The sequence below is a fragment of the Thermobaculum sp. T2p genome (assembly GCF_059335935.1).
Map to the genome: position 1 here is coordinate 15,668 of NZ_JANZYQ010000009.1, position 19,809 is coordinate 35,476.

Sequence of the window (19,809 nt, forward strand, 5' to 3'; positions counted from 1 at the left end):
CATGGCTAGGATACTTGTGGTTGAAGATGAACCTAGCATACTCAAGCTTATAAGCCAGAATTTAACTCTTCGAGGCTTCGATATAGAGATTGCCACGGATGGTGAGACTGGCCTCACTCGGGCTAGAGAGGGTAAATATGATCTCATACTGTTAGATCTTATGTTGCCAGTAATATCTGGCTGGGAGGTTCTGAGGGAATTAGGGAAGCAAGGCATACTCGATCGTGTGCCAGTAATAGTTGTTACTGCCGCAGCACGTGAAGAAGATGAGAAGAGAGCTCGCTCCCTTGGCGCTAGAGACTACTTAGTAAAGCCTTTCTACATAAAGGAGCTTCTGCAGTGCGTTTCAACGGCACTGTCCAGCCACAACCAGGCAGGTAGGAATAAACAGGAGAAGCCGAGCAGGAGGTCATCATGAAGAAGGAAACAATAGTAGTAGTAGATGACGAAAAAAGCATCCTAAAGTATATCTCTCAGCAATTGAAAGCCAAGGGTTATAACGTGTATCCGGGTATGAATGGTGAGGAAGCTATCAGCCTCGTAGAGCAACACGATCCTGATCTGCTGTTACTGGATCTAAAGATGCCTGTGATGAATGGTCTAGAAGTATGTAAGCGCCTAAGGGAATGGTCTAAAGTGCCGATTATAGTTATTAGTGCTTACGACGACGTTGAGTATGTTGTGGAGGCTCTAAACTCAGGCGCTGATGATTACGTGCGTAAGCCATTTCATCAGGAGGAGTTGTTTGCTAGAGTAAAGACTCAGCTTAGAAGGGCTGAAGAAAGGCCCTCACAGCAGGTACAGTCGGTCTTCAGGTGCGGTCCTTTGACTATTAACTTCTCTAGACGACAAGTCACTCTTAACGATGAAGAGGTCAAGCTCACACCCACTGAGTACTCTATACTAGAGCAACTTGTTCAGAATGCCGGCAAAGTAATGACTCATCAAATGCTTCTAAACAGAGTTTGGGGGCCTGAGTATACTGAAGAAAACGAATACCTTAGAGTCTATATAGGTAGGTTGAGGAGAAAGCTTGATCCAGGTCCTAATGGTCCCAAGTTTATAGTTACCGAGCAAGGAGTTGGCTATAGATTTGTGGATGCCTGCTCACAATAGCTGCTCGGAGGATAGCTTCTGTTATTAGAAGTAAATACGTTGAGGATTGCTGACCTCTATAAGTAACTGTTTGGGTAGCAATCCTCAACGTCTAGACTAGACAGATTCATCTCTGGATTTTACCTAGTTCCTCCTCCATTGCCTTGGCATCAAGCGATCCCATATGTACGTCTACTACTTTCCCATCGGGTGCTATAAACACGTGCACAGGTAGAGTATAGATTCCAAGTGCATTCGCTATCTTGCCATCCGAATCCAGAGCTACAGGTATCCCTTGCAAACCTGTGGTCTCTAGGTAGGACTCAATAGTACCTTCCGATTCCCCTACGTTGATCGCTATCAGCTTCCCGCCTTTGGACTCAAACTTCTTCCCCACACTTGCCACGTCGGGCATCTCCGCTCTACATGGTCCACACCAGGATGCCCAGAAGTTCAACCATACAGGCGATCCTCTCAGATCATTCATCTCTATGTGCTTTCCGTCCATCATAGTAATCGTCCAGTTAGGTACTTGGTCCCCTACTTTTATGTGCCGAGAAGGTAAACTTACACTGTTTCTTGAGCTGCTAAGAAACATCCATGCTAGCAAAGCAGCCAGAATCGAAGCTAAGATGATAAGCCAAACTAGTAGTCTTTGATTGGCTTTCCTGCTGTTTCTGATTTCTTCCTCGCTATCGTAAACCGCCATAGCTATGCAGACTCTCAAAAAAATAATTCCCAGTAAACGTCAGCCCTGCTAGCAGTATACTGACTAGGATAAATAGATCTCCTCTATTCTTTAGTTTACCCTGATCCCTCCTGGAATGCAGGTATGCCCCTATGGATAGCCAAGTTGCAAGTGTGGATGTTTCTTTGGGATCCCAGTTCCAGTAGTAGCCCCAGGCAACGGATGCCCATATCGATCCGAAAAGCAGTGTTGCCCCCAATGCTAAGAACGCTATGCCTGCAGTGTTATATGAGATAGATTCCGTTCTGTCTATTAGTAACGAATACTGTTCTTTCCACAGGAATTTACAGAGATACTTGAGTAGTGTACTCGACGCTGAGCACAATAGTGCACTATAGGCCACTAGAGCAGATGTCACATGTAGAAGGAGCATAGTGTTATTTTGCAATGCTGGAGGAGCAGGAGTAGGCAAGCTGTTTAAGAAGCTTGAATACACGAGGACGATCATGCTCAGCACCGATAGTGAGGCATTAAGTAACTTGGGGTACCCCTTTAGGTACAAGAATAAGTTGACTAACAACAAGCAAAAAGCTAGAGATACGGAGAACTCATACTGGCTACTAAAAGCAGGTTTATCTGTAATCAGGGATCTCAAAACGATAGATGATGCCAACAATAGAGCCGATGAAAGTGTAAATAGAGAGAATAACTTATAAGACACCGAATGACGTTTGTCAGCATAACTGATGCTAAGGGCGCTGTATCCGTAGCCCATTAGCAGCAAGTCGGATATGGCAGCGAAGACGGCGAATAAATTTAAGATTGCTGCTGCGTAAACAGCATACGTTAGTTGTTGTCCCAACCAGTACATAGTGGTTTGCCACCTAAGGACTTTAGAGTCTGTGAAAAGTCTACAAGAGGCATACAATCTGCCTTAAGATCGCAGAAGCAGTTGTCGTTATTAGTGTACAGGTCAAATACCAGCTTGCCTTTTTTCCTGATGAACATACCGGCAGAGCCGACTAGCAGAAGTCCTCCACCTAGCCACACCGCTGGTGAGAATGGTTGATAGCTGAATGATAAGCCGACGTATCTATCTTCCCTTAAGAGCATGAACCTCATCTCTTCCATTGTTTGGGGAGCTGTCCGAGATACTATTTTTGTCCCTATGGGGCTAGTGCCAGATTTATACAGATCTAGTTTGACGGTACCAGCTGGGATATCTGGATCATAAGTGTTCTCTGGTGGTACGCTGACTTTGAGTTCATAATTCTCCACTCGTACTACGCCATAGCTTCTTCCAAGATCATCCTTTGATATTAAAGGAACACCACCTTTGAACACTAATCTCCCGCTTGTATCATAGACTTTCATTATTGCTGCCTGTCCAAAAGATCTCAGATGCAGGCTGATGCCTTCGTAGGACATAGGGTTATTGACCCTGAGAGGATAGTTATCGACTACCTTCTTATTTCCTTCGTAGAGGTCTATCCTTGCGACGTAGTCTATAGGGGCTGAGATCAGAGGATCCCAGGAAGTACTCAGGCCGTTACTTATCACGCTTAGGTTCGTCTTAGGTATCTCTACCCTTTCCCTATTGGGTACTGGTATATCTGTTATCTGCCACCCGTATATAGAGTTTAGTATCACCCCCAATAAAAGTAACATAAAACCTAAATGGGCAATCCAAAGAAGCCAAGTGTTTTTCCAATGCTTGGTTGCATATATAGTCAGGCTATCGTCTGATACTTGTAGGGTAATGTTGAAGCTCAATAAACTTAGATACGCCCTGATTCTGGAAGCTACGAATAAAGGTTCAGCTGAACCAAAGTCGTAGGTTTGATGGATGTGGCTTCTCCTTGAGGAGGGTATTGCTTTGGATGGGAATCGCGTAATTAAATACGCACAAATTGATAAAGCTATGGATAGCCAAAGTATTACGAACCACCAAGAGCTAGATACAGTGAATATCGATAGGGAAGATAGAAACTCAGTTATGCTAGCCTGTAGGTTGATTTTATTTTCTAGCCATTCTAGAGACTTTACAGGGTCTGCTCGTATTTGTAACGGCACTTGTGGTATAAGCGTTGCAGCTACTAGTACTAAGACTAGTATTGAGATTTCTAGGATTACTAACCTTATCGAGAGTAGAGCCCTCATGCTGTTGACATAAGTTCTATCTTGTCTGGCCTTAGAGGACATAATTACAAGTCCAAGTAAGTATTTTGGTAATTATAATACTCCTTGCCGGTTTGCTAAGTTTCGCGTTATCATACGACATGTCCAAGACGTTGTTTGACTACCATAACCATACTTATCTCTGTGGACATGCCATCGGTACTGCTGAGGAGTACGTGGTTGCGGCTATAAGACTTGGTCTCACAGAGATAGGCATATCTGATCACATACCGATGTACTGGCTTCCAGAGGATAAGCGTGACCCTACCATTGCTATGTCGGAAGATCAGCTTGAAGCGTATGTTGATATGGTCCTGTCACTTAGGTCCGCCTATCCTGAGATAAATATCAGGCTGGGGATAGAGGCCGATTATATTCCCGGAGCGGAGGAAAAGCTGGAAAGATTACTTGAACAGTATCCATGGGATTACGTTTATGGCTCTGTGCATTTTATAGATGATTGGGGCTTTGATAATCCTGAATATGCCTATAGATACGAAGAATGGGATTTACTAAAACTTTATGAGAGGTATTTTGAGATTATAGCTTGTGCTGCTAAGTCACATTTATTTGACATAATGGGGCATATAGATGTGATAAAGAAATGGGGACATGAACTACAAGAGAGCCCTATAGGGCTTTATAAAAAGGTTGCTGAAGTGGTAGCTGATTCAGGAGTGGCTGTTGAGCTCAATACAGCTGGTTATAGAAAGCCTGTGGGAAAGCTATACCCTTCGGGGGACCTACTTAGGGAGCTGGTATCTAGGGAGGTAGATTTTGTGCTAGGGTCCGATTCTCATCAGCCTTCCGAAGTTGGTTATAGGCTAGAGGATGCCCTGCATGAGGCTCAGGCTTATGGGGCAGTTCACTTAGTTGGTTTTAGCCAACGCCGAAAGTTTTCGATGGGATAAAGCGAGTAACCCTTGGTATGGATTCTTACCTCATGCTAAAATATAAATAAGCCCGATTAGCTCAACGGATAGAGCACCTGGCTTCGGACCAGGGGGTTAGGGGTTCGAATCCTCTATCGGGCGCCATCTTCCTCTCCTTCCCTGACATCTACGCCTCCTCACGTTGCTGTCCGTACTGCTGTCAGGTTGCCGTCAGCACGCCACAGACCCATCGCCAGAGGGAAAGCTAGCACAGGTGGTACAATCCTCCTGCCAAGAGCGAGTTTGGAACAATTAGATAGATTGTTAGCAAGAACGATGAGCTAGCGAGACTTGCATCCGTTTTGATATATGAACCCTACCCGGAGATTGTGACCTTAGCCCCAATTGGTTTGTGCACTACTGTGGTAAGCATTAAGAGCACTTGTGAATCATTAATAACTAGCTTATCTACAAACTACCTTCGACGGATTTCCTTCCAATTCTAGTAAGGTGTTTGTCATATACTTTGCCTATATTCTACGTTGATCTGAAATTATCTGCAACAGATCAGGGGAATACCAAACCGATGACACTGTTTGGTTTTTTAGTTGGCATCTTATTGGTTAGTGTTAAAATCACCTTCTATCGGCAAGGGCGTAGGAGCGGAAGCCCAAGGAGGATTAGAGAATGGCTGCGTATGTAGTACTTTTGAGGTTTACGGAAGAGGGGAGGAAAAATATCGGGATATAACTGGCCTCGATGCGTCAAAGCAAGCCGCAGAAGGGATGGGCTTGCAGTGGAAGCACTGGTACATGATCTTTGGAAGATGTGATGCTGTGGCTGTGCTTGAGGCTCCGGATGACGATACATTTATGAAGTTTGCACTTTCGCAGGCAAAAACTGGCACAACTGTTAGCGAAACCCTCAAGGCTTTTACTGAGGACGATTTCAGGCGGATAGTCGCCTCATTACCTTCCTAAAGCTAGCTTTTACTTCGGAATGCCTAGTGGGGACATGTCTTAAGTTACCCCACTAGGCATAAAATTTTTCTCTATATTAGGCTACTGCTTCTGATGGTATACTACTACTTATCTCTGTAAAGCCCGCGAGCTCTGTTGATGGGTTCATCATGTCGATAGCCTCAAGCAGCATAAGCCCAGATTCATTTATACTGTTTTGTCCTACGAATCCAGCAACTCGGGCCAGCTCGAGAGCATCTTCAAATGATTTGCGAGCTAGACCACTAGCCTTTATTGCATGATCTAAGTTTCTCGGAAGCATTCTTACCTTTTTCTCTTTCACATATAAGGTACCGACATGATATAGGGCCTGTAGTACTCTTACTATTGTCGGATTGACTGGTTCACCTAGACCCTGCGGTCTACCGGATAATGCCGCATCCATGTGTTCACCGGCCAGAGTTTCTACGATGTTGCCGTCCGGTAGGATGTCAATAAGATGCCTGGCCTCTAATTTCTCCAGTGCCCACCGAATACGCTCTTTAGGTAAGTGGGTGAGCTCGGAGTATAGCTCATCTATCGTCATGCCCTTTGGGGGAATAGTCTGGAATACCTCCATCTCATACTCTGAGAGGTAAGGCATGCGTATGGGTTGTTCCGCAAGCTTTGCGTAGAACCAGCCGGAATCAGACGGCTCACTAGTACCGATAAGCCCTGCTTCCTTAGCTTCTTGCCACCATTCCACATTGGGTGAGGAGAAGGTTTTACGTGTCATAGTTATAGCTTTAACTGCTACCGAACTAATATCTCTCTGATTCTGTGTTTGTTCCTGTAGTACTCTCCTACCCCAATCAGTCAGGCGATATACTGCTTTGTTGTCATGCTCTTCCTCGCGGATAAGGCTAAAGGCTTCCAGCGCATACAGACCTTGTCGTAGATCGAAGTTGTCGTCATACCAAGCTGCCAGGTCCTTAGCCTCCTGAAATCTGCGAGCTATGAGCTGATATTTTTCAGGCATCTCCTCAAGCTTGCGCCCATAGCGCTCTAGGAGATCCTTGTACTGTCTGATCTTACGGTCTATCATCTCGCGCCGAATCCTATCGAATGTGGGTACGTCCTCAGGGTTGGATTTAGTTTTCTCCCATATCTGGTCTATAGCTTCTATTATCTCTACTTCTTCGGCTTCAAGCGCGAAACTCCACACGTCCTCACGAGGGCCATCTTTCCACAGACGGTAGGCCTCGAGCAGCCATTCTCCTGAAGGTAGCAATTCGCCATTATTGCCTACGTAATTGAGGGTTTGAAGTAGAGAAAGCCCTGCAGGTGTACCCTCGCCGTCTACATGCTTGGCCAAAGCTATAAATATGTCTTCGCTAATAACAGTGCCCTCGGCAAATCCTCCATCCCGGAGGGCCATTTTGATGGCTTGGCCTAGAGCAGTAAATGCATAAACATCTGAGTTTGGAACAGAGTAGGCTATCAGCCTCATTGCTTCTAATAGATGCTCTTCGTGGCTTCCCGTAGGTAGTAGGCTTGAGTGCGCTGGCCCTAATGGTACATCTCTTACAAAGCCTGCAATTCTGTCGTCTATCTCGATGCGAGGTGTTATCTCCCTGTACAGGTTCAATATTTTTTTACCCGCATTCGAAAGAGCTATGTATTCTTTCTTCGTCTCATCGTCCCTTACTCTCTGAGCTAAGCCCCTCTCCATGAGTGCCTCTTGTGCAACTGGCCCTACCCTGCCAGCTTTGTGAGCAGCATCCAACATTGCTATGATCTCGCTACCTAAAAATCTCCAATCCTCGGTCCATTCTTGAGGAGTGGCTAGCCTTCCCTTTTCTAGGATGGTTACGTTTACTTGCTCGTCATCGGCCTTTTGGTCTCTTCCTTGATAGAGGTCGTGTAGGGTATTTGCCAGCTCGCTGCCCGCATAGGTAAGGGTGATTCTTATGGGAGTCTCATATCTAATAAGCCCCATAGCCTCCAGCTCTTTGACCATCTCCTCCCCTTCAGGGACCTCGGTGAATGACCTACCATTAGATATATCGGTCAATATTTGTTCCAGCAAGAGGGCGTGCCGCTTAAGAATTACCATCGCTTATACCTCCTTGCATTATCGTGTAGATGTGACAAGAGCGATCTCAGGCATGGGGGATAATAGCCACCTTGATTACAGCAAGTTCTATGCAAAGGCATGAGGAATCAGCCAAACGCTATTAATTCTCCAGCAGCCTGGCGGCAACTACACCTGCTTTCATTATAGTTTCGGTTTCATCAAGCGTGAGCAACTGGCCGTTCTCTACTACTTTGTTGCCATTAATCCAGACATGTCTAACCATGTCTTTGTTAGCAGAATATACCAGGTGATGTACGTAGTCGGAGGCTTTGGTAATTGGTAGAAACTCAGCCCTGTCTATATCCAATGCAATAATGTCTGCTTTCATGCCGCTAGCTATAACTCCTATATCACTCCTATGGATAGCCATTGCTCCTAATCTAGTTGCCATCCATAGGGCTTTTTCAGCTGATATCGCAACTGGATCCAGCGATACGGCCTTAGCGATCAGAGGCGCAAACTTTAGCTCCTCCCAAAGGTTCAGATTATTGTTGGATGCTGCACTATCTGTCCCTAAACCTACATTGACCCCAGCCGAAAGCATTCTGTTTATAGGTGCTACTCCTACTCCCAACTTGGCATTACTGATTGGACAATGAGCCACGCCAGCTTGGTGGCGTGCATATATACGTTCATCTCCCTCTTCTATCCATACGCTATGTGCTGATATTACCTTGGCCTCAAAGAACCCAGCTTCTTCAAGAGCAATGACAGTAGATCCTAAACCTTTGGAGTTGAAATTGTCCCGTTCTTCCTTGGTTTCTACTAGATGTATATGAACCGGCAGGTCGTTGCGCTTAGCTTCGCTGCTTATCTCTTTGAGGGCCTCGAATGGTAAAGTATATGGAGCATGCGGACCCAAGCCTGTGTGGATCCTACCTGCGTAGTTTTCCCACTGTCTGCAGAAGTCTATTACTCTGCTGGTTCTCTGATCCCAGTGTCCCAAGGTCTTTACTAATCCAGGCACTTCGATTATTCCAGGGGTTATGATGGCTCTAATTCCCGTGTCTAGTGCTGCACGTACCAGACTTTCCTCAAAGAAGTACATATCTACGTAACAAGTAACTCCCGATCTAAGCATCTCTATGGCTGAAAGCAGAGATCCCACATACGCATCCTCGTCTGTAAGCTTAGCCTCTAATGGCCAAACTCTTTCCTGAAGGAAAGTTCTCAGGTCGACGTCATCAGCTTTGGACCTGAATAGGGTCATAGAAGAATGAGTATGAGCATTTATGAGCCCAGGCATCAGAAGGTATCCGTCTAAAGATACCTTCTGATCGTACTCACCTTCGTATCTGGGACCCACGAAAGCTATTTTGTCATCTTCTATAAGTACATCTCCCGCCTCTATTACATCGTGCGACTCGTTGCATGTAACTACCACTGCTCCAGAAAGCAACGTTTTCATGGCAGCTATCTCCAGCTATGAAGGTAGTTGATCTGCTCCTCAGTAAGAGATCCCACTCCCATGCCAAGAGACTTAAGTTTTAGTCTTGCTATTTCTTCGTCCAGTTCCTTGGGGAAATTGTGAACTCCTGGCCCCAATTGATCGAAGTACAGAGCTACGTGCCTCATTCCGAGTGCCTGTACTGCAAATGTCATGTCTATTATCTCGACTGGGTGCCCGTCTCCAGCGACTAGATTTACTAGGAAACCATCAGCAAGTAAATGTATACGTCTACCATCTGTGAGCACATACTCAGTAATGTACTTACGCGCTTCCCTCTTTTCCTTTGCGATGGTTTCCAGTCCTTTCACGTTAATTTCATCATCCAAGCCTCCTGCATTAGCTAAAATGGCACCATCTTTCATTTGTTCAATATGCTGGGTGTCTATCGCATGCGGGGAACCCGTGGATGTGATAAATATATCCCCGTAAGAAGCGCACTCCTCCAACGGATGTACCTCAAATCCATCTGCCCAGGCTTCGAGACCCTTCACCGGATCCACCTCTACAACAGTTACCCTCGCGCCTAGGCCTTTAGCCCTGCGTGCAAGCCCTTTACCGCACCACCCGTACCCTACGATTACTACTTCTCTTCCCGCGATGAACAGGTTGGTGGCTGACATTATCGCGGTCCACACGGATTGCCCAGTGCCATAGCGGTTATCAAAAAAGTGCTTACACATAGCGTTGTTGGCAGCTATTACTGGTAGTTTTAATACTCCTTGCTTCTGCATTGCTAAGAGCCTAGTTACTCCTGAGGTGGTTTGCTCGGAAGCTCCTCTAACTGTGGACAATAGGTGTTGATAGTCAGTGTGCAGCATGCGAACGAACTCAGCCCTGTCGTCGATCAAGACATCGGGTTGAAAATCTAGTACCTTCTCCAGGTACTTTCGGAATTCATTATCTGATACCCCTGATATCGCGTAAACCCTCAAACCTCTAGCGACTAAAGCGGCTGCTACATCGTCCTGAACATAGGCTGGCCCTGTACCTGTGACTACTACCTGAGCTCCGGCATCTGCCAGCACTGTTGCCAGAAAACCGGTTTTGGCCTCTAAAGGTACGATGATTCCTATCTTAAGCCCGCCTATGGACTCCTTGTTCAGGTATTTCTCGCGCAGAGCATTCAATACAGGGGAGTGTTGATCAACCCACTGTATTTTTCTTTCACCGCTAGGCGCTAGAGATGGGTCTTTTATTATGGATTCATTGGATATCATTATGATGTCCTCCAGGAATTGAGATATTGCTGCTGTTTCTGGGTCAGCCCCTCGAGCTTTACACCAAGGGTCTCTAGTTTGGTGTTCGCTATGTTCTTATCGATCTCTTCTGGCAGGTTATGTACTCCTGGCTGTAGCTTGTCTCTATGCTTGACTACGTAATGGGCGGATAGTGCCTGTACTGCAAATGTCAGGTCTATGATCTCTACTGGATGCCCATCGCCTGCCGCTAGATTCACAAGTTCTCCTTCTGCTATTACGTGTATTCTACGCCCATCTTGCAGCTTGTACTCCTTGATATAGGGCCTGGCTTCTTGGACGCTCACACTTATGCTGCTTAGATCTTGAAGGTTTATCTCATGCTCATAGTGTCCGGCGTTAGCAATTAGAGCACCATCTTGCATGACTTCGAAGTGTTCCTTGCGTATGGCGTCGATGTTCCCCGTAGCTGTTATGAAGAACTCGCCTTCTCGAGCTGCTTCCTGCATGTTCATCACTCGGAATCCGTCGGCTACAGCTTCAAGAGCCTTTACTGGATCTACTTCTACGACAATGACTCTTGCCCCCATGCCATCTGCATAGCGTGCGAGTCCTCTTCCACACCAACCATATCCTATGATCACTACTTTCCTACCTGCCATGAGTAGATTAGTTGAGCTTAGAATCGCCCCTATAGCTGACTGTCCGGTGCCGTAGCGGTTATCAAACATGTGTTTGCACATAGCATCATTGGCTGCAATTGCGGGCCATGGAAGTACTCCATCTTTTTCCATAGCCCGCAACTTGATTACTCCCGTAGTTGTCTGTTCAGAAGATCCTATGACTTTATCTGCTAAGTGAGGCCTGTGTGTAATAAGCCTGCTTACAAGTTCTGCTCCATCGTCTATTATGATCTCAGGTTCTGTGTCGATAGTATTTAGTAGGTGTTTCTCCCATACCTCTCGAGGACAATCCTGCTTGGCATAGACCTTGATGCCCCGACTTGCCAGAGCTGCGCATACATCATCTTTTGTCGAGTGAGGGTTAGATCCAGTAACGACCACTTCTGCGCCACAGTCGGCTAGTATAGTCGCTAAATAAGCAGTCTTAGCCTCCAGATGTACACACAATGCCAAGCGCTTGCCTTGGAAAGTCCCATCGTTCAGGATTGTATCTCTCAGGCGGTTAAGCACGGGAGAGTGCTGGGCTACCCATTCGATTTTGTGTTCACCTTCTTTTATCAAGTTGACATCCGGAGAGATACTCATGATGGCCTCCAGTATTATTGTTTTGATTGCTGCTGTGGACTCGGTGTTCTAGCTATTGCCCAACCTTTGTATATGCTCATCCAGTGTTCTTAGTCTTTCTTCCGCCGCCGTGAGCTTGTCCCGTTCTCTTTGAACGACGTGCTCAGGAGCTCTAGATGTGAACTGCTCGTTTGAGAGTAGGTTGCGAACTCTCTCGACCTCTGCCAAGGTTCTGTCTCGCTCTTGGGTTAGCCTCTTACGTTCCTCTTCTATGTCTATCAGCCCTGCTAGGGGCAAGTAGACTCGAGTGTTTCCTATGACTAGCGTTACTACATCTTCTGATGGCACATCGCCCTCGGACTCTATCCTAAGCTGAGATTGATCAACCCTTGCCAACCTGCTGATAATGGGTGCTTGCTCCCGCAGGATATTTGCATCGTTACCTGCGATTATCATAGCGCTCACAAGCCGGTTAGTTGGCACATCTCTTTCGGCACGAACGTTACGGATTGCTCTGATGATATCTGTTACGAGTTCATATTGACGTTCTGCCTCGCTATCTATATCTCCTGCCTCTGGCCAGTTGGCTATCATTATGGATTCACCTTTATGTGGCAGGTAGTGCCATAACTCTTCTGTTACAAAGGGCATATAGGGGTGAAGTAGTCTAAGTGCTCTTTCGAGGACGTATACTAGTGTCTGTCTCGCGGCCCGTTTTGCGGGCTCATTATCTCCAGCAAGTACGACTTTTGTTGACTCTATATACCAGTCACAGTACTCAGACCAAATGAAGTCGTAGAGTCTCCTCCCCGCCTCATGGAGCTGGTAACGCTCCATCATATTGGTGACATCTCTTATGGTCCTATGCAAACGGCTGATGATCCACTTGTCAGCAAGTGTTGTATCCTCTAACCTCGTTGGCAGTGGATCTCCATCAGGACTTGTCTCTATCTGGCTATCTTCACAAGCTCGAATAACATAGCGGGTAGCATTCCAGATCTTGTTGGCGAAGTTGCGCATAGCCTCTACGCGCTGGATTCCCAGCTTCATGTCCGAACCAGCTGGGGCCGACGTTATGAGAGCAAACCTCAAGGCATCACTTCCATACTGCTCTGTGATCTCTGTGGGATCCAGCACGTTTCCCTTTGTTTTGCTCATCCTCTGGCCTTTTTCGTCCCGTACTGTGCCGTGGAAGTAGACATCAAAGAACGGCACTTCGCCCATAAAGTGCAATCCCATAAAGATCATGCGGTGTACCCATAGAAATATAATGTCGTATCCGGTCTCCATTACCGATGTAGGATAGAAATACCGCAGGTCATCTGTATCATCAGGCCATCCAAGGGTGCTGATTGGCCACAGAGCGGAGCTAAACCATGTATCAAGAACGTCTGGATCCTGTTCTATATGAGTGCTACCACACTTATCGCATCGATCAAGAGTCTCTTGATCAGTAGCCATCGTGTGGCCACAGTCTAGACAGTACCATATCGGTATTCTGTGTCCCCACCATAGCTGACGCGAGATGCACCAATCGTGCTCATTCTCGACCCAGTTGATGTAAATCTGCTTGAAGCGATCGGGAATCATGCGCACGATTTCATTACGAACGGCTTCGAGCGCAGGTTTATTGAGCGTGTCCATTCGAAGGAACCATTGTTCGCTGATAATAGGCTCGATTACAGACTCGCACCGATCGCATATCGCTACTGAATGGGTATAATCTTCTACCCGTGCCAGGAATCCTTCTTCTTCAAGCCTGCGGACTACATTATTTCTAGCCTCCTGTATTGTCTGACCAGCAAAGGGGCCCGCATTCTCATTGAGGGTTCCATTTAGGTTCAAGATGTTGACTGCAGGTAGGTTATGCTTCTGCCCTATCTCGAAGTCGGTAGGATCGTGTGCTGGTGTGACCTTGACCGCGCCGCTGCCAAACTCGGGATCGACTAGCTCATCCGCTACGATCTGTAGCTTACGTCCAATTATTGGTAATGTGGCCGTTCTGCCAATGATCCCTCTATATCGCTCGTCATCGGGATGAACAGCGACGGCCGTATCTCCTAGCATAGTCTCAGGACGCGTCGTAGCAACCTCTATAAACTGGTCAGTACCGTCTATTGGGTAGCGTAGCGTCCAAAGGTGAGATTTCACCTCTTCGTGATCAACTTCGAGGTCAGATAGAGCTGTCATGCATCGTGGGCACCAGTTGATCATGCGTTTCCCACGATAGATGAGACCCTCGTCGTAGAGTCTCTTGAAAGCGGTGCGCACTGCTCTTGAGGGGCCAGGATCCATTGTAAATTTAAAGCGGGACCAATCGCACGAAGCCCCTAGTATGCGAAGCTGCTCTCTTATCCTACCTCGATAACGGTTCATCCAGTCCCATGTGCGCTCCAAGAACTTCTCTCTGCCTAGATCGTGGCGTGTAAGTCCTTCGGCAGCAAGCTCCTTTTCAACTACCCACTGTCCCGCTATGCCAGCGTGATCGGCGCCTGGTAACCACAGCGTTGGATATCCCTGCATCCTGCGCCAGCGAGTGAGAATATCCTCAACAGTGACGAAGAGAGCATGTCCCATGTGTAGCTCCCCAGTTACGTTGGGCGGAGGCATGATGATCGTAAAGGGCTTACGTGTCGGATCTATCTTGGGCGTAAAGTAACCCTGTTTGTCCCACCAATCGTACCAACGTGATTCTACTGCGCGTGGTTCGTAAGCTTTAGCCATCTCCTGCTCAGAAATCTGCATATTGTCGCCTCCCTAGAGGGTGTTAAATAAAAACCGCCCACACGTCCAGTGGACGGTGGGCGTACCGTGGTACCACCTCTGGTTCGGCATAGGAGGAATCTCCTATACCCTCATTATCGCTATAACGGGCTTGCCCGTCTGGCCCTACTAACAGCCTATTTGCTGCGTTCGAACCAGCAGCTCGCGAGCTACGTTCAGCGGATTGCTTTCCCCCGACGAGCTCTCAGCCGATGACTCGTCCTCTCTGTCTGGCGCTTAATCCGCTTACTCCTCTCGGTCAACGCCTTTGAACATCCGTGTTTCAATTCTACCGATGATAGCAAGGCATGTCAATGTATTTCTACTCATGTGGTGCTGCTTCAGCAGCTGTCAATTACAAACGTAAAGCTGCTTCTTTTCTTATAAATACTGGCCTATATGCTTTCTGGTTGCCATATTATCATCGATCGCTCATTAGGCTGAGCATCTCGAGGCCATATCAAACCATCGCGTTGTATAGTCAAAGCATTCATAGCAGCACGAAGACGTTCTTCCAAAGGGTGACCTTGCCCTATGAATAACCTACGTCTAAGTTCTGTGAATGCTTCTTCTGGATTACCAAGCGGTTGGACAGGATAAGGTGGCAACTCGACTATTTCTGGCTTAAATCCAAGTTCTACTAGGACGTCTATTAGCTCTTTTCGGCACGGAAGGGGTAATCTTGGTTCCCCGTATATGTATTCCCAAAACGGTGCTATTGCGCTTTGTGGTGGATTGGCATAAACTACAATTACAGCGTTTTTCAGGGCTTTGTCATTCATCTTTCGTAGAAAAGGTTCTATGTCCTGAATGCCATAAGTGACATGCGATGCAAGTACGATTTCTGCCGGTTCTACATTCGCCTCTTGCCATGTTGAAGGTATAACTTGTATGTTCTTGATATCATGAACTTTTATCTCTGTTTCGAGCGCTGATCGCATAGCAGGTGATGGCTCAACTGCTACTATCTCTCTCACAAGTTGAGATAAAGGAACTGCTATTCTTCCAGCACCAGCACCAACGTCTATAACTTTGCCATCTGCGCCTGCCAGTTCGGCTAATATGTCTACTACTTTATCCTTCTCTCGATTGTTAGGTCGGAATCGATGGGCTCTCGCATGCCATATGTCGGATGGGGTTTCAATATCAGTACGTACCCTTTCTGCCTGAAGTCTTTCTTCTCTCACCATTCTATTGTGTTTCTCGATTGCCGATTCTTTCCATTTCATCTATTTTCTCTATGATATGTAATAAAAACCTTAAGAATCATTGCTAATCAGAGCCTATAACAAGCTAGAGCATGCCAGATTTTCTTAATATAAGATGAGAGTATGGATTCCTTGCCAAGATTTACTAGCATATTCTGACATGTAAAGACATTTGTTACTTAGTGCATAGAAAGTGTGTGCCTTAGAAGGATCTGCAGCTAACCTCCAAACTATTGTACCTCTTAGCTTGGTAGACCTTGTGTAATCATTTGCCAATGCGAATTGCCTCTCGTCTGTATATAAAAGATCTTGCTGATTGCAAGCTGTGCCCCTCACTATAAGTACTTGCACTGGAAACTAAGATAGCATCTGGATCTACAGAGTCTACAGCCAGACCCTACAGGTAACGGTGTTGTAGTCCATCATTTGATCTCTATTGCTAACATCTCTGCTTTCGTTGCATTCCCTACTAAGTAGCGATATTCCATCTCCTGCAGCTGAGTATAGCCTGTTAAGTGCTAAATGATGTATGGCTAGATTGTATGAATTAGAGTGAGTCTAGTCTTCTGTCTTGCCGTTTAAGGCCACCATCGAGTGTGCAAACTAGCGCTCCTGCCTCCACTGCAACGAATATACGTTCAGGTACACATAGATTAGGCTTTATCCATTTGATATGGCTTGTCAATGGTTCGAGTGGGAAGATTTATGTGGGTGCTGAAGGAATGTACTTTGCCAGCTATTTTGGTAGCCCAAATAAACTATTGCAATGACTGTATTTGTAGATATATAGATCAAATTATATTTGAAATTACCAATCCTTCTGTTTTGTCTCATTGTGGCAATTAAAGACTTAGTGAATCTCAAAAGGTTTAGACTACAGTGGGTGCGAGTATAGCCTATATACTTCGTTCAGCATACAAGCAGGGGATCTTATGAACAGCATTAATGATAAAGGCGTTGATTTACGGAAAGATATTGAAGGAGAGCAAAGCTATTGGGTCTTCGAGACTATGCAGCAAGAACTCATCTTAGTATTGGAACAGCGGTAGATGTAAATGCTCTTTCTAATGAAGAACAATATCAGCTGGTGGTGGTCAGAGAATTCAATAGTGTTACCCCAGAAAATGTCATGAAATGGGATACTATTGAGCCCATACGTGGTCAGCTAAATTTTGAGCCAGCAGATCAGCTCGTAGATTTTGCACGGCGGCATGGTCAGATAGTGAGAGAGCACACACTCGTCTGGCATAACCAACTGCCCAGCTGGTTGACAAATGGTAACTTTACCAACCAGGAGCTGGAGGAAATACTGCGACAGCACATCTATGATGTTGTAAGGCATTTCAAGGGCAAGGTGTATTCTTGGGACGTAGTGAACGAGCCCCTGAATGAAGATGGTACCCTAAGGGATAGCATATGGCTTAGGGCTATTGGTCCGGATTACATAGCCAAAGCTTTCCAATGGGCGCACGAGGCTGATCCACATGCCAAACTCTACATCAATGACTACAACATTGAGTGGATCGGGCCTAAGAGCAATGGAATGTACGAGCTGGTGAAGAGTCTCAAGGAAGCAGGTGTGCCTATCGATGGCGTGGGATTTCAAGGACATCTCGGCATACAGTATGGATTTCCTGGGGATATTCAACAGAATATTCAGAGATTTGCTGATCTGGGATTGGATGTGGCTCTGTCTGAGGTGGATGTGTGCATGATTCTACCTGTTACCCAAGAGAAACTTGCTACACAGGCTGAGTATTACCGTCGACTCATGGATGCTTGTCTGAATGTACGACGATGCGTATCTTTCACGGTGTGGGGATTCACCGATGCGCACTCATGGATACCCGGATTCTTCCAAGGACAAGGGGCTGCCACTATATTTGATGAGAATTATCAGCCGAAACCAGCGTATTTTGCTTTGAAGGATGAACTTGCTGAGCGTTCAGGTCGACCTCAGGGCAAACATTATAGGAACGAATAATCATAGCTATTGTCTTAGTGCTCCCCCTAGGTGCAGTTGATCAACTGCACCTAGGGTTTTCACTTACGGTTTATGGCTGGAATGGATTAGAGCGGTTGGCCGCAATGCAGTACCAAGATGTGGCACCAATATGTAAGGATGCGTAGTAACTATATCCAAACCCTGTCTGGAGCCCATCGCTACTGGCTGCTACTATGCCTTTACCGTCTGTGTTAGGAGCTTTTTCTTGAGCCAGTTGTATGTATTGGATCAGCGATGCTGATTGCTTCAGGTCCTGCGCAGCGCCACGATGATTGAAAGCTAATGCCAAGTGAGCCGTACCTTCGAACCACACTTTACTAGTATCTGCGGTGCTGAAGCTCACACCGCGAAATATTGAATCCTGAGCTGCTAGGCTTTCTGCAGCCCAATCTATGGACTGCTGGAATTGGGACTCTTGGATAGCTAGATAGCTCCATGTTTGCACATCCTCAGGTATGGGGTAAGTATTAGTAGTGGTACCATCAGTTTCGGTGCCAGTCCAGAAGAATCCACCCTCCTCATTCCACATGGATATAATGAAGTTATAGGCATGGTCTGCGGCATTTTTCCAATTGATATTGCCTGATATCTTATATAGTGACTTGAAAAGCGAGTATGTATCTATGTTGTGCTCTGTAGATTTCCATGTAAGTAAGTTATTGTCTGCATCAATACCACCCATATATCCACCTGTACCTCTTGTGTCATAGGTGTTCTCTAGTATCCATATTCCAATACGCTGTGCAGCTTGGAGGAACCTTCCCTGTTTAGTAGTTAAGTACAGCCATAAGAATGCTAACCCAATCCAAGCCTGATTACCTGTAGTGCTACCGCCTTGCCCCCAGCGATAAGCAATGTTAGGTGTACCATCCTCCAGAAGTAGTTGTGATGGTTCATAAGCATCACGTATCCTGCCATCTCCAATAGGGTCGTGTTCTTGCACGTACAGCAGAGAATCCCCTAAGATAGTTGCTCGTCTCTTATCTCTGCTGAGCCCTCTTGATAGATAGGCAATTATGGCTAATGCATTATCGTAGGTGAAAGCCGGGTCAAAACCTATGCTACCTAGGTATCCTCCTTTATAGCTTTGTATAAGCCTGAGCTGGTCACCACGAGTGTAGAGATCCATCATTGAATCAATAAAGCTATAGGCTCTATTGATGGAACTCTTTATACTCGATCCTGCTGATGCTTTACCCCAGGGCATAAGAGTGAGTGAGATGGTAGCAGCTATGGACATCTTAATAAATTGTCTTCTATGCATTTTTTGTCTCCATTTAGTTGCAGTAACACGAAACAAAGGATGCGTAAATGGTAACCTAGCTGACGGATTTCAACAAGAGACGTTGCCTGGGGCTAGAGGATACAACTATACTCTCCATAAACGGCGTTGGGAGAAGATTGTTGATTGATGAGGTCTTTTACTTTCTTATTGGTCTTGGCTCTCCTTATCAGGTTAGTGTTGAGACAGTTGATAGCACCGCTAAATCAGGATTTGGCATTTGGGGTCTATCTAGTGTCTTCTTACTCCATATTGCCAGTTATGGTTTTCATTGCTAGGGACAGATTGAAAAATTTCTTCTTGCAGTCAGGGGACTTACAGGGAGCCTTAGTCGAGGGATGCTTACTCTTGCTGCTAGCTCTAGCCGAAGGAGTAGGTGAAGCCTACTTACTGCTAGGAGGCATATCTTTTTTGCCTCTGACGGCAGTACCAATTGTGTTATTAAATAGCTTCTTTACGGCTGCGCTTATAGAAGAAGTTCTGTTTAGAGGCTTTCTATTAGGTTATCTCTGTGAGATTGGTATTGATAGTAGCTGGGCAATAGTACTACAGGCTTTCCTTTTTGCTGGTGGACACCTGAGATACCTCTTAGAGGGTAGGTGGTGGATGCTTGTAATAGTGCTATGTTGGGGACTTATTTGGGGATGGCAGGTGCTGCGCCACAAAACAATAGCTGGTACTTTGCTGGTCCACACATTGAGTAATACGATAACCTTCTTACTTATAGGTGGGACTGTCCATAGCTTGTAA

Annotated in this window: 16 protein-coding genes, 1 tRNA gene and 1 other annotated feature; of the genes, 7 read left to right on the forward strand and 10 right to left on the reverse strand. The window is 46.1% G+C overall.

Features of this window, described 5'->3' with window-relative positions; genetic code table 11:
- Position 1 precedes the first annotated feature (1 nt).
- The gene (locus N2245_RS04770) at positions 2 to 418 is read left to right on the forward strand and encodes a response regulator (RefSeq protein ID WP_494535592.1); all 417 of its coding nucleotides are present in this window, start codon (positions 2 to 4) and stop codon (positions 416 to 418) included.
- Positions 415 to 1,116 (forward strand): response regulator transcription factor, encoded by a 702-nt coding sequence (locus N2245_RS04775; RefSeq protein ID WP_012875434.1) that lies wholly within the window; start codon positions 415 to 417, stop codon positions 1,114 to 1,116. The genes N2245_RS04770 and N2245_RS04775 overlap by 4 nt, the downstream gene beginning before the upstream one ends.
- Positions 1,117 to 1,222: 106 nt before the next feature.
- Here N2245_RS04775 and N2245_RS04780 read toward each other — a convergent pair whose 3' ends face one another.
- The 3 genes from N2245_RS04780 to N2245_RS04790 are packed head-to-tail and all read right to left on the reverse strand — an operon-like array spanning position 1,223 to position 3,985.
- Positions 1,223 to 1,804, reverse strand: a complete 582-nt coding sequence (locus N2245_RS04780) for a TlpA family protein disulfide reductase (protein ID WP_494535593.1) — start codon at positions 1,802 to 1,804, stop codon at positions 1,223 to 1,225.
- A complete protein-coding gene (ccsA, locus tag N2245_RS04785) occupies positions 1,788 to 2,654 on the reverse strand; it encodes a cytochrome c biogenesis protein CcsA (RefSeq protein ID WP_494535594.1) in 867 nt (288 codons plus the stop codon). Before ccsA ends, N2245_RS04780 begins: the two co-directional genes overlap by 17 nt.
- Positions 2,630 to 3,985 carry a cytochrome c biogenesis ResB family protein gene (locus tag N2245_RS04790; protein WP_494535595.1) on the reverse strand — a complete coding sequence of 452 codons (1,356 nt, stop codon included), beginning with the start codon at positions 3,983 to 3,985 and terminating at the stop codon, positions 2,630 to 2,632. Before N2245_RS04790 ends, ccsA begins: the two co-directional genes overlap by 25 nt.
- Before the next feature lie 77 nt (positions 3,986 to 4,062).
- Here N2245_RS04790 and N2245_RS04795 point away from each other — a divergent pair, with 77 nt between their 5' ends.
- The 3 genes from N2245_RS04795 to N2245_RS04805 all read left to right on the forward strand — a co-directional run bounded on the left by N2245_RS04795 (position 4,063) and on the right by N2245_RS04805 (position 5,813).
- Entirely contained in the window at positions 4,063 to 4,872 is an 810-nt protein-coding gene (locus tag N2245_RS04795; protein ID WP_494535596.1) for a histidinol-phosphatase, read from the forward strand.
- Between the two features lie 50 nt (positions 4,873 to 4,922).
- A tRNA-Arg gene (locus N2245_RS04800) sits at positions 4,923 to 4,998 on the forward strand.
- Between the two features lie 461 nt (positions 4,999 to 5,459).
- Positions 5,460 to 5,813, forward strand: a complete 354-nt coding sequence (locus tag N2245_RS04805) for a GYD domain-containing protein (RefSeq protein ID WP_494535672.1) — start codon at positions 5,460 to 5,462, stop codon at positions 5,811 to 5,813.
- Positions 5,814 to 5,889: 76 nt separating this feature from the next.
- Here N2245_RS04805 and N2245_RS04810 read toward each other — a convergent pair whose 3' ends face one another.
- The 6 genes from N2245_RS04810 to N2245_RS04835 all read right to left on the reverse strand — a co-directional run bounded on the left by N2245_RS04810 (position 5,890) and on the right by N2245_RS04835 (position 15,793).
- On the reverse strand, positions 5,890 to 7,887 hold the full coding sequence (locus N2245_RS04810) for a DUF505 domain-containing protein (RefSeq protein WP_494535597.1): 1,998 nt from the start codon (positions 7,885 to 7,887) through the stop codon (positions 5,890 to 5,892).
- Between the two features lie 121 nt (positions 7,888 to 8,008).
- Positions 8,009 to 9,316, reverse strand: a complete 1,308-nt coding sequence (locus N2245_RS04815; RefSeq protein ID WP_494535598.1) for an amidohydrolase — start codon at positions 9,314 to 9,316, stop codon at positions 8,009 to 8,011.
- Between the two features lie 5 nt (positions 9,317 to 9,321).
- Entirely contained in the window at positions 9,322 to 10,575 is a 1,254-nt protein-coding gene (locus N2245_RS04820) for an adenosylhomocysteinase (RefSeq protein ID WP_494535599.1), read from the reverse strand.
- A complete protein-coding gene (locus N2245_RS04825) occupies positions 10,575 to 11,822 on the reverse strand; it encodes an adenosylhomocysteinase (protein WP_494535600.1) in 1,248 nt (415 codons plus the stop codon). Before N2245_RS04825 ends, N2245_RS04820 begins: the two co-directional genes overlap by 1 nt.
- Before the next feature lie 48 nt (positions 11,823 to 11,870).
- A complete protein-coding gene (locus N2245_RS04830; protein ID WP_494535601.1) occupies positions 11,871 to 14,546 on the reverse strand; it encodes a valine--tRNA ligase in 2,676 nt (891 codons plus the stop codon).
- Positions 14,547 to 14,591: 45 nt separating this feature from the next.
- Positions 14,592 to 14,836, reverse strand: a binding site (T-box leader).
- 123 nt (positions 14,837 to 14,959) lie between these two features.
- Positions 14,960 to 15,793: a class I SAM-dependent methyltransferase gene (locus tag N2245_RS04835; protein ID WP_494535602.1), complete on the reverse strand. Its 834-nt coding sequence runs from the start codon at positions 15,791 to 15,793 to the stop codon at positions 14,960 to 14,962.
- 973 nt (positions 15,794 to 16,766) lie between these two features.
- Here N2245_RS04835 and N2245_RS04840 point away from each other — a divergent pair.
- Positions 16,767 to 17,756 (forward strand): endo-1,4-beta-xylanase, encoded by a 990-nt coding sequence (locus N2245_RS04840; RefSeq protein WP_494535603.1) that lies wholly within the window; start codon positions 16,767 to 16,769, stop codon positions 17,754 to 17,756.
- A 70-nt stretch (positions 17,757 to 17,826) separates the two neighbouring features.
- Here N2245_RS04840 and N2245_RS04845 read toward each other — a convergent pair whose 3' ends face one another.
- A complete protein-coding gene (locus N2245_RS04845; protein WP_494535604.1) occupies positions 17,827 to 19,041 on the reverse strand; it encodes a hypothetical protein in 1,215 nt (404 codons plus the stop codon).
- 147 nt (positions 19,042 to 19,188) lie between these two features.
- Between N2245_RS04845 and N2245_RS04850 the strand changes: the two genes are divergently transcribed.
- Positions 19,189 to 19,809, forward strand: coding sequence for a CPBP family intramembrane glutamic endopeptidase (locus tag N2245_RS04850; protein ID WP_494535605.1), 621 nt, complete (start codon positions 19,189 to 19,191; stop codon positions 19,807 to 19,809).